11 protein-coding genes are annotated in these 13,193 nt (G+C 39.1%); 9 read left to right on the top strand and 2 right to left on the bottom strand.

Translation table 11 applies throughout. From position 1 onward, the window contains the following. Positions 1 to 197 precede the first annotated feature (197 nt). Positions 198 to 1,004, top strand: a complete 807-nt coding sequence (locus WAX86_RS09215; protein ID WP_341488686.1) for a DUF4922 domain-containing protein — start codon at positions 198 to 200, stop codon at positions 1,002 to 1,004. A 64-nt stretch (positions 1,005 to 1,068) separates the two neighbouring features. On the opposite strand, the gene WAX86_RS09210 is transcribed toward WAX86_RS09215, so the two are convergent. After that, complete coding sequence (locus WAX86_RS09210) at positions 1,069 to 1,551, bottom strand: C40 family peptidase (protein ID WP_341488685.1); 483 nt, start codon at positions 1,549 to 1,551, stop codon at positions 1,069 to 1,071. 326 nt (positions 1,552 to 1,877) lie between these two features. Between WAX86_RS09210 and WAX86_RS09205 the strand changes: the two genes are divergently transcribed. The 6 genes from WAX86_RS09205 to WAX86_RS09180 all read left to right on the top strand — a co-directional run bounded on the left by WAX86_RS09205 (position 1,878) and on the right by WAX86_RS09180 (position 10,190). Continuing rightward, positions 1,878 to 3,047, top strand: coding sequence for an extracellular solute-binding protein (locus tag WAX86_RS09205; protein WP_341488684.1), 1,170 nt, complete (start codon positions 1,878 to 1,880; stop codon positions 3,045 to 3,047). Beyond that, a complete protein-coding gene (locus WAX86_RS09200; RefSeq protein ID WP_341488683.1) occupies positions 3,044 to 5,137 on the top strand; it encodes a GGDEF domain-containing protein in 2,094 nt (697 codons plus the stop codon). The genes WAX86_RS09205 and WAX86_RS09200 overlap by 4 nt, the downstream gene beginning before the upstream one ends. Positions 5,138 to 5,615: 478 nt before the next feature. Then, the gene (zwf, locus tag WAX86_RS09195) at positions 5,616 to 7,115 is read left to right on the top strand and encodes a glucose-6-phosphate dehydrogenase (protein ID WP_005298716.1); all 1,500 of its coding nucleotides are present in this window, start codon (positions 5,616 to 5,618) and stop codon (positions 7,113 to 7,115) included. Positions 7,116 to 7,117: 2 nt separating this feature from the next. Continuing rightward, a complete protein-coding gene (gene pgl / locus WAX86_RS09190) occupies positions 7,118 to 7,834 on the top strand; it encodes a 6-phosphogluconolactonase (protein WP_341488682.1) in 717 nt (238 codons plus the stop codon). A 10-nt stretch (positions 7,835 to 7,844) separates the two neighbouring features. Next, a complete protein-coding gene (gene gnd, locus WAX86_RS09185) occupies positions 7,845 to 9,293 on the top strand; it encodes a decarboxylating NADP(+)-dependent phosphogluconate dehydrogenase (protein ID WP_005298721.1) in 1,449 nt (482 codons plus the stop codon). Positions 9,294 to 9,509: 216 nt separating this feature from the next. Continuing rightward, on the top strand, positions 9,510 to 10,190 hold the full coding sequence (locus WAX86_RS09180; protein ID WP_341488681.1) for a DUF5666 domain-containing protein: 681 nt from the start codon (positions 9,510 to 9,512) through the stop codon (positions 10,188 to 10,190). Between the two features lie 101 nt (positions 10,191 to 10,291). Here the strand turns inward: WAX86_RS09180 and WAX86_RS09175 are convergent, their stop codons facing one another. After that, positions 10,292 to 10,732 carry an NUDIX hydrolase gene (locus tag WAX86_RS09175; RefSeq protein WP_341488680.1) on the bottom strand — a complete coding sequence of 147 codons (441 nt, stop codon included), beginning with the start codon at positions 10,730 to 10,732 and terminating at the stop codon, positions 10,292 to 10,294. 130 nt (positions 10,733 to 10,862) lie between these two features. On the opposite strand from WAX86_RS09175, the gene aroA reads away from it, so the two are divergent. Together aroA and cmk are read left to right on the top strand one after the other, a co-directional pair. Next, positions 10,863 to 12,143: a 3-phosphoshikimate 1-carboxyvinyltransferase gene (gene aroA, locus WAX86_RS09170; RefSeq protein WP_341488679.1), complete on the top strand. Its 1,281-nt coding sequence runs from the start codon at positions 10,863 to 10,865 to the stop codon at positions 12,141 to 12,143. A gap of 282 nt (positions 12,144 to 12,425) precedes the next feature. Then, positions 12,426 to 13,103 carry a (d)CMP kinase gene (gene cmk, locus WAX86_RS09165; RefSeq protein ID WP_005298727.1) on the top strand — a complete coding sequence of 226 codons (678 nt, stop codon included), beginning with the start codon at positions 12,426 to 12,428 and terminating at the stop codon, positions 13,101 to 13,103. Positions 13,104 to 13,193: the final 90 nt, after the last annotated feature.

Here is a 13,193-nt window from a genome sequence, read left to right as displayed (position 1 = left end):
TATATAGTGGGTTGATTTCAATCTTGCCAAATCCACATTCATTGTAAACTTAACTTTACAATAGATCAGGGTGATAGGTGTGTACTTAAATGTTTAGATAAATATGCAATCTAAATTTTATGAACTGGCTATAGGTAATTTAGGCCAGCATGGGATGATAAAATCTTTCGTGATTAGTTAAATAAGGTTCGAGATAAATGTTTTGGGAACAGGCTGAGCAAGTGATTGAGCAGGCTAAAGCAAATGGGAGCTTGTATCCTATAGCAACAGAAGCCGTGGCAATTGAACAAAATGGCATTACCTATTTAGGTCATATTGTTGCTAAAAATAGCGCTCAGCGAAAATTCACACCTAAGCAAACAGCCGATTTCAACCCTTTCTTACCTTATGAACAAGATATGTTTGTTGCTGAGGCTGGTGAAGAGCATGTTTGCTTATTAAATAAATTTCCAGTGATCACACCTCATCTACTGATCTGTTCAAAGCAATTTATTTCGCAAGAATCACCGTTAGAATTAGAAGACTTTGCCGCTTGGTTAAGAGGTTTTGAATCTGACAATGTATTGGGTTTCTATAATGGCGGCCCTGTAGCTGGCGCAAGTCAAGCTCATAGACACATGCAGTTAGTTCAGTCAGAAGTGCCATTAGAGGCGTTGATTTTATCCGAAAGATTACCTTTTGAGCACCGTCTATATCGTTATCATCGCCCTAGTAGCGAAAAGCTTTATATCTCTTATTTAGCTGCAATGCGTGAAATGAAGCTGTTTGGATCGGAAGAAAATAATAATAAATGTAAGCCTTACAATATCTTATTAACTCGTCATTGGATGCTAGTCATTCCGCGAAGTCGTAATTGTATTGAAGATATTTTTGCGAATGGGATGAACTATAGTGGGCGTTTTTTAGTTAAAAATGCTGAGCAACTCGAGTGGTTGAAAACTCATGGTTTATTAAATTTATTGCAAGCGTGTGCGATTGCGAAAGACTTAGAAGACGAGTGCTAGATTCTATTAATGAATGATACAGCCCCAATAGATATCACCATAATATCGATTGGGGCCGAATAGATTACATGCGTACCACGGTTAGGTAACGTTTTGGATATCCACTTTTATAGTAATTCGTTTCGGTTACGCCAAAATGCTTACGAGATGATGAACTATGGACAAATTTTAGTTTCCCTTTCCCAACTTCAGTAATAATTCCCGCATGACCTGGTTTCCGAATTTTTGGATTGGTTCCTGTAAATACGATCAGATCACCCACTTGCGCTTTACTCAAGGGAACTCTCTTCGCATACAGTTCCGGGTAAGCGGCTGTAGTTCTAGGAATTTTAATACCAAAATGTTTATAGACATATTGGATATATCCAGAACAATCAAATCCCTTTGGTGTCGTACCTCCCCAAACATACTTAGTACCAATGTAACGACGTGCAAACTTCACCATATCTTGTTCTTTCTTTTGGTGTGCAGAGATCGTTGTATGCCCAGATTGAGTCGTTTTTGCTGTTGTCGCTTGAGTTGATGCGCAAGCTGTTGTTAAAAGCAATGCAATAATTGCTATGGGTAGTTTTGTATAAGAGATTTTTAACATTAGAAACTTTATTTAGTAATAAGTAGATGCGTAAACTGTTGTAATTAAGATGTAAGTAAAGAACAAAAGTTTCACTCATGATTGAAATCTGTGAAGTCGACAGCAATTATACAAAATCAAACAGAAATAACTGCTACTTTATAAACAAATGTAAGAGATCTTTGTAAAAAGTATCCACACAGATTGACCTTTGATGATGATTGAACAGCATTCATTTATCTCTGATTTGCTTTACGGTATTATATCTAATTGCAGTTTATTTTAGGAGAGTATCTTTGGTTGTGTTTCGTTGCTTAATTTTGCTATTAATGCTGATTCCATGCATAGCAAATGCAAGAATTACGCTGTGGCACTCTCATCAATCAACTGCTTATATTGATGGTCTAGTTTCTCGTTTTGAAAAAGAAACGGGAATTCAAGTTTCTGTTGTTCAGTTTGATCCGCAAAAAATTAAAGCAGAACTGCTATTAGGTGCTCAATATGGTGGTTTACCCGATCTGATATTAGTTCCATCTGACTTTCTAGGTTTATATAAGCAGATGAAGTTATCTCCGGTTCCAAAAGGCTGGATTCATACTGATTTTGAACCCGCGGTTGGTGAAACGGCGAGAGTCAATGGTAAATATCGAGGCGTACCGATCATTCAAGGTAACCATTTATTACTCTATTATAATAAGAATATGGTTAAAACACCGATCACATCTTGGTCAGAACTGCTCCAGCAGAAAAAAGATTTTGTATCTAAGCAAATTATGCCAATAGGCTGGAATTACAATGATATGTATTTCTTTATGCCATTTCTTCTCGCATCTGATGGCTGGCCAATAAAGAACGATAAAATCAGTTTGGACTCGTTAGGTATGGTGAATGCTCTTAAGTATTATCATTTATTAGCAGCAGACGGCATTATAGATGGTCATTGTGGTTATCATTGTGCCCAGCTTGGATTTATTCAGGGAAAGTCGGCCTATGCTATTAATGGTGATTGGGCATATGATGATATTAAAAAAGAAATGGGTGATAACGTGGGTTTGGCTATGTTACCAAGCCTTAATGGTCACAAAATGTATGGTTTAAAAAGTACTTTTGTCCTTGCTATGCCTGAATTTGATCAACGCTCAGTGCTTGTACAAAATCAATTGAAGCGCTTTATCGAGTTTGTACAAAGAAAAGCAAACCAGAAGTGGGTCTATGATAAGTACCATTTATTGCCTGTTTCAAATTCGCTATTTTTGCAACTAAAGAAGACCGCAATAGGCGATAATAAAATCATATTAGAGCAACTTTCTTTGGCTAAAGTAATGCCATCGAATGTATTGATGGCTATTGTTTGGCAAGCAATGGGAAAGGGTTTTTATCGATTTGCAGATGGTGAATCAGCAGAAAATACCGCTGACTATATGCAAAGGGTTGCTAGTGGGCAATTACAACGCTTAGAAAAACAACAATGAAGTTAAGATTAAGATATTCGTTAGGTCTGTTAATGCTGGTTATTGCTGTTGTTCCGGCAGCAATGATTGGTGGCTTGTTGTTGAAGCAGCAAATTGATGTAGAAAAAAATTATCAGACCGAGCAGCTAAAACGTCTCTCTAATACGATTGGCCAAGAGATAAATTATCGTTTTTATGTATTGTCAACTAGCCTCGATGTATTGTCTCGAGATCGATTGCTAGTTCAAGGTATTGATAACTTTTTTCTCTCAAGCCATGTATTTGCAACATTAGAATCTTTAGTTGATAACGCACCACTTGTAAAGTCGGCTTATCTTTTGGATAAAGATTGGGATGAAGTCGAAAACTATAATGGTATTAGTGGTATCGAGTCGCTTAAAAATATTCAAACGCACTTACTAAAACAGACGCGACTCTCTAAAAATTTAAAAGGGGATCAATGGATTTTCAATTATTACGATGAAAAGCTGATGCCTAATAAACTTAACCCATCTGAGCGTGGCGTTGTTGTTGTTGTTCCTGTCTATCAATCGACATTGACTGAAGGCTTGAAAAAAGATCCTCTAGGTTATTTGGTTGTTGTGATTCCAATGGAAAGTTTAGGCAAAATGATAAAGCCTTACCTTTCTAACGGCGAGTGGGTTGAGTTAAATCGAAGTACGATAGATTCTATTTTATTTACCGCTGGCGAAAATGAACATAATGCGCCGTCGATGTCGTTACAAAGAAAAATTGTGCTCGATAATGAATATGTTGCTGATGCTTTAAATTATGAATTAATTGTGTACATGGACCGTGAGTACAAAGGCGATCAATTCACTCAGTCATTAAAGATTTTCACAATTTTAAGCTTAATTGCCATTGCATTAGGTTTATTCGGCGCTGGTATGACTTACCGTTGGGTCTCTCAACCATTAGCGGCTTTAATGCGTATTGTTCGAGAGTATTCCCGTGGCAACTACAGTGTTCCTAAACGTAATCTTCGTTTTATGGAGTTCTACTCGGTTGATAACTTAATTCAAGAAATGTCTTCAACTATTCAGGCCCAAGTTAAAAATTTAGCAGTAACGAACCAAGCATTAACCAATGCGATGAAAGCGCAAGAAGTGGCGAATGTGCAGCTAAGCAATTTTAACGGTAAGCTAGAGAAAAAAGTTCAAGAAAAAACAGAGGCATTATCGACTTCGCTAAAACGAGAAGAGCGACGTCGTGAAATGATGCAGTCTCTTATTGCCTTTTTTAGTAAGGTGCAGACAGATGACTTTCGTGATGTCGTGATACAGCAATTAAAAGAGTTATATCCAGACGCAGAGTGGGCTTTAAAGTTTCAATATGATCATAAAGATTGGAGCTATGAGGATCTACCGCTTCACAAACTTGAACAATTGGAATTGTTGCAAACGGATCAAGATTATTTTAATTACCGAAGTAATCAGCTCTATCATGGTTTCAATTTACTCGATAGCGATAATAAAAGCTTAGGTCTTTTGATCATGCAGGCATCAGATTTACAAATTGATGACTTTGAAGTGATTTCGATTTTTGCTAATCAATTAGCATCGACTCTTGAAGGTAAAATTCTAAATCAAGAATTAAAGCGAATAGCGATTACGGATTCTTTAACTGAATTGGCTAACCGTAAAGCGTTTGACATTGATTTTGAAGCATATACAAAACGGTTAAAGCGGTATCCTGAGCGTCATTTTGGTTTATGCATTATTGATGTTAACGGTCTCAAACAGGCGAATGATCTCCATGGGCATAAGATGGGCGATGCACTGTTGATTGCAGTGGGCAATATACTGGTTTCTGCTTGTCGAAATACCGATAAAGTGTATCGACTTGGTGGGGATGAATATGCAATCTTACTTGAAGACGGCAGTGTTGCTGCTTGTGATAAGTTAACTGAGCGACTTCATTGTGAACGTAATAAGCATGTGATCACAACGGAAGATAACCAGACAATTAAAGTGAGTTTTGCTGTTGGTTATAGTTGCTCAGATTCTACTTGTGTTAGCACAATGTTCCACGTTGCCGATGAAGCAATGTATCAAGACAAAATGGCCTATTATGCAAAAAATAAAGATTAGAGCTTAATCTGTTAGATTATCTGTGCAATGTTGATATTTTTCGGTGAAATAAGAGAGTGAAATGGTTGGTTGTCATTTCACTTTTTTTATATCTTTTTGTCAGAATAAGCCTCGAAGTCTGTGTGGGATTTGTACATTCTCTAGTTAATGTTGAATAAATTGTTGGTTAAATGTTCGATATAACAGGTCGGAGTTCAATTTATTCAATAACAGGTTTCTAATATAGTGAAATAAAATGCTACAAAAACACCACAAATCATGGGTTTTTGTGGTGTGAATAACGGTATAGACTATCAATTCGATAGGTATTATCAAATATAAGTTATAGTGAGAAATGCTATTATTCTCACCATATAAAACACTTAGCATTGTACTAAGTTGATGTTTTAAAGAACCTAAATAGCATTACACTGATTGTGATTATTACAATTGATGGCTATCCCAGATCTTAATGATCTGATGTAAGTGGGAACATTACATGGCTAAACCAGAAAACAACACAATCGTCATTTTTGGCGCATCAGGAGACTTAACTCATCGCAAGTTAATTCCTGCGTTTTATCACTTGTACGCAAATGGTCTTCTTCCTGAAGATTTCGCTATTCTTGGTGTTAGTCGTACAGCCTACAGTGATGACGAATTCCGTACCAAACTCAAGAAATCTCTAATCGAAAATGAAAAAACCGAACAAGCAACATTAGAGAAGTTCTGTCAGCACCTTTATTACCAGGCAGTAAATACGTCCGATAAAGAGAATTATTCACTGCTAAAGGATCGTCTGTCTGTATTAGAAGATGCTCATCATACTGGTGGTAATACGGTCTACTATCTAGCAACACCACCTAGCCTTTATGGGGTGATTCCTGAGTGTTTAGCCGCTCACGGATTAAATGACGAATCTAATGGCTGGAAGAATTTGATTGTAGAAAAACCATTTGGCTATGATCTTGCTTCAGCCAATGCGCTAGATGAACAAATTCACGCCTGTTTTAAAGAGCATCAAATTTACCGTATCGACCATTATCTAGGTAAAGAAACGGTTCAAAATCTACTGGTATTCCGTTTTGCCAATGGCATGTTCGAGCCGCTTTGGAATCGCAACTTTATCGATTTTGTTGAGATTACAGCCGCAGAATCGTTAGGGGTTGAAGATCGTGGTGGATACTACGATGGATCTGGTGCTGTTCGTGATATGTTCCAGAACCATTTGCTTCAAGTGCTAGCAATGGCCACGATGGAATCACCAGCAGCAATTAACGCAGACTCTATTCGTGACGAAGTGGTTAAAGTAATGCAAAGCTTTAAACCATTGAGTGACGCTGATCTGAATAACAATTTGGTGTTAGGACAATATACCGAGTCACAAGTACGTGGTAAGCATCTGCCAGGTTACCGTGATGAACATGGCGTAGCAGACGATTCTCGTACCGAAACCTATGTTGGTTTGAAGATGTTTATCGATAACTGGCGCTGGAATGGCGTTCCATTCTATGTTCGTACCGGTAAACGACTACCAACTCGTGTAACTGAAGTTGTGATTCATTTTAAGAAGACACCACATCCAGTCTTTGGCACAACCGCTCCTGAAAACAAGTTAATCATTCGAATTCAACCTGATGAAGGTATTCTAATGAGTTTTGGTTTGAAAAAGCCTGGTGCAGGTTTTGAAGCTAAAGAAGTATCGATGGATTTCCATTACCAAGACATGCAAGAGAGTAATATGTTAACGGCCTATGAGCGCCTATTACTTGATTGTATGAAAGGGGATGCAACGTTATTTGCCCGCACTGATGCCGTTCGTGCTTGTTGGCAGTTTGTTCAGCCAATTCTTGATTATAAAGAACATCCAGAACACTTATTTGGTTACGCGGCGGGTACATGGGGACCTAAAGAAGCTGATGAGCTACTGAGTAATGATGGTCGAGAATGGCGCTTCCCATGTAAAAACCTAACTAATACTGATTACTGCGAGCTATGATCATGATGAACTATCGCGTATTTGAAACTCCCGATCAGGTAGTGAACTCACTGGCTGAAACGATGAGAGAAATGAGTCAACAAGGACGTCCTATTCATATTTCTCTATCTGGAGGCTCAACACCTAAGCTACTTTTTAAAACGTTAGCTCAAGCACCATTTGCAACCAGTATTAATTGGCAAAATCTGCATTTTTGGTGGGGTGATGAACGTTGTGTTGAACCGACAGATCCTGAAAGTAATTTCGGTGAAGCAAATGAGCTATTGTTTAAGCATGTTGCGTTACCGAGTGAGAATATTCATCGAATTTTAGGTGAAGCTGACCCAGAACAAGAAGTGGTTCGTTTTGCAAATGAAATGGATAAAGTAATTCCTCATAAGCACGGGTTACCTGCTTTTGATTGGATATTATTGGGAATGGGAGCCGATGGTCATACTGCATCGCTGTTTCCACACCAAACAGATTTTAATGATCAACATTTAGCTGTTATTGCAACGCATCCTGAATCAGGACAAAAGCGTATCTCAAAGACAGCACGTTTGCTGGAAAATGCCGATCGAATTACTTACCTTGTATTAGGTGAAGGTAAGGCTAAGATTCTAAAAGAAATTAGTGAGCATTTTGCGGATGAACTTCCGTATCCAGCAGCAAAAATTCAGACTCAATTTGGTCAAACAGAATGGTTTTTAGATTCAGCAGCCGCACAGCTGTTGGCGTAAGGAGAAAAATATGAAAGGTGATATCGGTGTAATTGGCTTAGCAGTAATGGGCCAAAACCTTATCCTAAACATGAATGATCATGGTTTTAAAGTTGTTGCTTACAACCGTACTGTATCAAAAGTAGAAGAGTTCCTAGAAGGTCCTGCGAAAGGTACAAATATTATCGGTGCGACATCTTTAGAAGATCTTGTATCAAAACTAGAATCTCCGCGCAAAATCATGCTTATGGTTCGTGCAGGTAGTGTTGTCGATGCTTTTATTGAGCAACTTGTACCGCTATTGGATAAGGGCGATATTATCATTGATGGTGGTAACTCTAACTACCCAGATACGAACCGTCGAGTTGCTGAGCTAAAAGAAAAAGGCATTTTGTATGTAGGCTCTGGTGTTTCTGGTGGTGAAGAAGGGGCTCGTTTTGGACCTTCGATTATGCCAGGTGGTTCAGAAGCTGCATGGCCGGCAATTAAACCAATTTTCCAGGCGATTTCTGCGAAAACAGAAGCGGGTGAAGCGTGTTGTGATTGGGTCGGTAAAGACGGCGCTGGCCACTTTGTTAAAATGGTTCACAACGGTATCGAATATGGTGATATGCAGCTTATTAGCGAAGCGTATCACTTTATGAAGTCTGGTCTTGGTTTATCTCATGATGAAATGCAAGCGATTTTCCAAGAGTGGAATAAGACCGAACTTGATAGTTACCTAGTTGAAATTACAGCTGAAATTCTAGGTTATAAAGATACTGATGGTCAGCCATTAGTTGAGAAAATCTTAGATACAGCAGGACAAAAAGGTACCGGTAAGTGGACGGGTATTAATGCTCTTGATTTGGGTATTCCTCTAACACTGATCACTGAATCTGTTTTTGCTCGTTGTGTGTCATCAATGAAAGACCAACGTGTTGAAGCACAAGCGCTATTTGGTAAAACAATCACGCCAATTGAAGGTGATAAGAAAGAGTGGGTTGACGCATTACGTCAGGCTCTGCTTGCATCTAAGATCATCTCTTATGCACAAGGCTTTATGCTAATTCGTGAAGCGTCTGAAGAGTTTAACTGGGATCTAAATTACGGTAACGTGGCATTAATGTGGCGTGGTGGCTGTATTATCCGCAGTGCGTTCTTAGGTAATATCCGTGATGCTTATGATGCGAATCCAGAAATCAAATTCCTAGGTTCAGATCCTTACTTTAAAGATATTCTACAAAGTAGCATGGCAGCATGGCGTAAAGTTGCAGCGAAATCGCTAGAAGTTGGTCTACCAATGCCAACGATGACTTCAGGCCTAACTTTCCTTGATAGTTATACAACAGCCGATCTGCCAGCGAACATGATTCAGGCTCAACGCGACTACTTCGGTGCGCACACTTATGAGCGTATTGATCAGCCTCGCGGTCAGTTCTTCCATACTAACTGGACAGGTACTGGCGGTAACACTGCATCAACAACGTATGATGTATAAATGATAAGTTAAAACAAGTGCTATTTAAGCTTATTTGTTTTAATTAAAGAGAGCCCGCACTTCTACTGGAGTGCGGGCTTTTTCTAAAAAGTAAACTCTAGAGTGTCTTTTGTGGTATGATTTGTCCTATAAATTAATGTGTTTTTAATAGCAGAGAGTTAAGATCACGTTTTATACTATGAAAACACGAACTTACTGTATTTCTAGAAGGTTGCTATGAAAAAGTTAACATTAGCGGTGGCACTGAGCTTACTTCTTAGTGCATGTGGTGATAAAGCGCCCGCGCCAGAACAAACCAAATCTGCTCCTCAGCCCATTACTCATGCATCTGGTGTGTTGACAGCAGCTTCTGCAGGCGAATATACGTTAACTCTAGATGGAAAAACCTATAATACCGAGCAAGCCAATGTTGACTATGAAGGTCAAGATTTCAATCTCGATTCAGTGCATAAAGGCATGAATGTTTCACTTACCATTCAAGGTAACAATGTTACTGATATTAAACTTGATCCAGCATTTTCTGGCCTAGCTGTATTGAATAATGATAATCAATTAGTCATGAATGGCACCAAAGTTACTATTACTGATCCTGAAGTGTTTAGCTTAGATTATAAAAATGGTGGCGGTGATTTAGGGTGGGTTCTTGTCTCAGCACACTTAGATAATAATAAATGGGTTGTGACTAGCGTATCTCCTGTAAATAATATGCCTAATTCCGAGGTGGAAGGGAAAGTCTCAGACTTAACTGATAGCAGCTTTATGTTAGGAACAACGAAAGTGGTGTATCAAGCTAATACTATAACCGACAGTAAAAAATTAGCGAATGGCATGTATGTTCAGGCGATTGGTGTCTTTAATAATGATACACTGACTGTTAATCGTATTGATGTGAAATAATTCCTTACCATATTCATATTATTTGCAGCTACAACTACTTACATAGGCAGAAAATGATATTATTCTCTGCCTATGTACAAGTGGTTTTTAAAGTATGAATTTCAGCCTTGGTGCGGTGGTTTGAGATAAAACTGCTGCTGTAGAAAACATGCAATGGACTGTCGACTGGCGTCAAATTGAGGCTCGGGTATTTGCTCTGGTTTAATCCATTGCCACCCTTCACATTTATCAGGTTCTCGTAATGAGAGTTCGCCTGAAAAATCGGTTGCTAACATGGCAACGCTAATAAAATGTTTGCCTGATTCATGAAATGTTTCAAGATTATTGGTTACCGCAATTACCGTTGGGTTTTCTATCTTCAGTCCCGTTTCTTCAAGTACCTCACGACAAGCACATGCTTCAAATGTTTCTCCAATCTCTAAATGTCCGCCAGGAATAGAGAAGTAGGGCGCATGACTATTTTTTCGTTTTCCAATAAGAATTTTCCCTTCACTATTTTGGATTATCACCCCTATTCCAACCATGGGTGTGCGTGATGACATGTTATCTTCTCTCTTTGATTTTTAGCGTTATTATACTCATACCCAACTCTATTTGGAGTACGTACTAGATCACAATCACAATATTGGTTACTCTGCTAAAATGCATTAAATAGAGAGAAGACAGGGATTCATGGAAAGCCTTACATTACAACCAATCAACCTTATTAATGGTGAAGTCAATTTACCAGGTTCGAAAAGTGTATCAAATCGAGCTTTATTACTCGCAGCTTTAGCGCAGGGAACGACGCGCTTAACCAATCTATTAGACAGTGATGATATTCGTCATATGTTAAATGCATTACAGCAACTTGGGGTTCAATATCAACTATCGGCTGATAAAACCGAATGTACAGTTGAAGGTCTTGGCCAGCCATTTTCAGTCAAAGATTTTACCTGTTTATATTTGGGCAATGCTGGTACAGCGATGAGACCATTAGCCGCTGCACTCTGTTTAGGGCTAGGGGAGTTTGAGCTTACGGGTGAACCTCGTATGAAAGAGCGCCCAATTGGTCATCTAGTTGATGCTTTGCGCAGTGCTGGGGCTGATATTACTTATCTTGAAAATGAACATTACCCGCCACTGAAGATTAAAGGAACGGGGTTAGATGGCGGTGAAGTTTCTATTGATGGCTCAATTTCTAGCCAATTTTTAACCGCATTTTTGATGGCTGCACCGCTGGCAAAAAGTGATACCACAATTTTAATCAAAGGCGATTTAGTCTCTAAGCCTTATATTGATATTACATTGAATATCATGGCTCAGTTTGGGGTTCAGGTTGAAAACCAAAACTATCAAAAATTTATCGTTCCAGCCGGTCAAGTTTATCAATCACCAGGTGCATTTCTAGTAGAAGGTGACGCTTCGTCTGCCTCATATTTTCTGGCCGCAGGTGCAATAAAAGGCGGTGAGGTGAAAGTTACTGGAATCGGTAAAAACAGTATTCAAGGTGATATTCAATTTGCTGATGCACTTGAAGCTATGGGAGCTGAAATTGAATGGGGAGAGGATTATATTATTGCTCGCCACCGTCAGCTAAATGCAATTGATATGGACTTTAATCATATTCCTGATGCTGCGATGACTATAGCGACTGCCGCCTTATTTGCTCCTGGCACAACATCAATTAGAAATGTCTATAATTGGCGAGTAAAAGAAACCGATCGATTGCATGCAATGGCAACCGAATTGCGCAAGTTGGGGGCAGAGGTTGAGGAAGGGGATGATTATATTACTATTACACCGCCTACTCAGTTGAAGCATGCGGCGATTGATACTTACGATGATCACCGAATGGCGATGTGCTTTTCGCTGGTGGCATTAAGCGATACTGCAGTCACGATTAACGATCCGAAATGTACATCAAAAACATTTCCTGATTACTTTACAAAATTAGAGCAATTAAGCCGATAGAAAAGAAATTGTACCGTCTAGGATTGGTCATACTAAACACGGTATAATTTACCAACACTGCTTTAATTATTCTCTGATAATAATGAGCAGTGTTGGCTTTTTAGAGTCTAAACATCTCACCTGTAAAACTATCGCTCCATTAATGAACAATCTAAGTAAAATCTTTTTTGCAATCGCATATAAATCTTGAATTTTTTTCCGTATAATACGCCTCCGATTAAAGGTGGTTGTGTTCTATCTCACTTCTGCCCATTTAATTGTAAAGAATTTCGGAGAAAACCTATGTCTACTCACGCTCCAGTCATTACTGTTGATGGTCCTAGCGGTGCTGGTAAAGGTACGCTATGTATGCTTTTGGCAGAAAAACTGGGCTGGAATTTACTTGATTCTGGTGCTATTTATCGTGTGCTTGCGCTTGCTGCAATTCATCATGATGTCGATCTTGAATCTGAAGATGCTTTAGTACCGTTGGCTGCGAACTTGGATGTTCAATTTGTAGCAGAAGGCGAGTTAGTTAAGGTTATTCTTGAAGGTGAAGATGTTTCTAATACCCTTCGTACAGAAAAAGTCGGCAATACCGCATCAAAAGTCGCCGCGCTACCACGTGTTCGAGAGGCTCTATTACGCCGCCAACGCGCATTTAGCGAAGCACCAGGTCTTGTTGCTGATGGTCGTGACATGGGAACTGTGGTTTTCCCTTCTGCTGAAGTTAAAATCTTTTTAGATGCAAGTGCTGAAGAACGTGCAAATCGCCGTATGAATCAGTTGCAAAAGAAAGGATTAGATGTTAACTTTGACAGTCTTTTGAGCGAGATCCAAGAACGTGATTACCGTGACCGCAATCGAGCTGTTGCGCCATTACGTCCTGCTGAAGACGCTTTGACTATCGATTCAACTGAATTGACGATTGAAGAAGTGCTTGCTCAAGTCGTAGCTTTTGCTGAATCTAAGCTACAATAAATGAATTTATGTCCGTTAGCATTTCGCTAGCGTACGGTGCTGGTTTCATGGATGAAAACTGGCTTTATGATCAACCCCATGCGGTAGGAT

The organism is Photobacterium damselae subsp. damselae, from assembly GCF_038086725.1.
GTDB classification, from domain to species: domain Bacteria; phylum Pseudomonadota; class Gammaproteobacteria; order Enterobacterales; family Vibrionaceae; genus Photobacterium; species Photobacterium damselae.
The sequence above is the reverse complement of the archived record's forward strand: the minus strand, read 5'-3'. Positions and strand labels throughout refer to the sequence as shown.

What these genes read in the sequence shown, in the direction of transcription:
- WAX86_RS09180 (WP_341488681.1), top strand. Translation starts at nt 9,510, where the DNA reads ATGAAAAAGTTAACATTAGCGGTGGCACTGAGCTTACTTCTTAGTGCA.
- gnd (WP_005298721.1), top strand. Translation starts at nt 7,845, where the DNA reads ATGAAAGGTGATATCGGTGTAATTGGCTTAGCAGTAATGGGCCAAAAC.
- WAX86_RS09200 (WP_341488683.1), top strand. Translation starts at nt 3,044, where the DNA reads ATGAAGTTAAGATTAAGATATTCGTTAGGTCTGTTAATGCTGGTTATT.
- WAX86_RS09175 (WP_341488680.1), bottom strand. Translation starts at nt 10,732, where the DNA reads ATGTCATCACGCACACCCATGGTTGGAATAGGGGTGATAATCCAAAAT.
- WAX86_RS09215 (WP_341488686.1), top strand. Translation starts at nt 198, where the DNA reads ATGTTTTGGGAACAGGCTGAGCAAGTGATTGAGCAGGCTAAAGCAAAT.
- aroA (WP_341488679.1), top strand. Translation starts at nt 10,863, where the DNA reads ATGGAAAGCCTTACATTACAACCAATCAACCTTATTAATGGTGAAGTC.
- zwf (WP_005298716.1), top strand. Translation starts at nt 5,616, where the DNA reads ATGGCTAAACCAGAAAACAACACAATCGTCATTTTTGGCGCATCAGGA.
- cmk (WP_005298727.1), top strand. Translation starts at nt 12,426, where the DNA reads ATGTCTACTCACGCTCCAGTCATTACTGTTGATGGTCCTAGCGGTGCT.
- pgl (WP_341488682.1), top strand. Translation starts at nt 7,118, where the DNA reads ATGATGAACTATCGCGTATTTGAAACTCCCGATCAGGTAGTGAACTCA.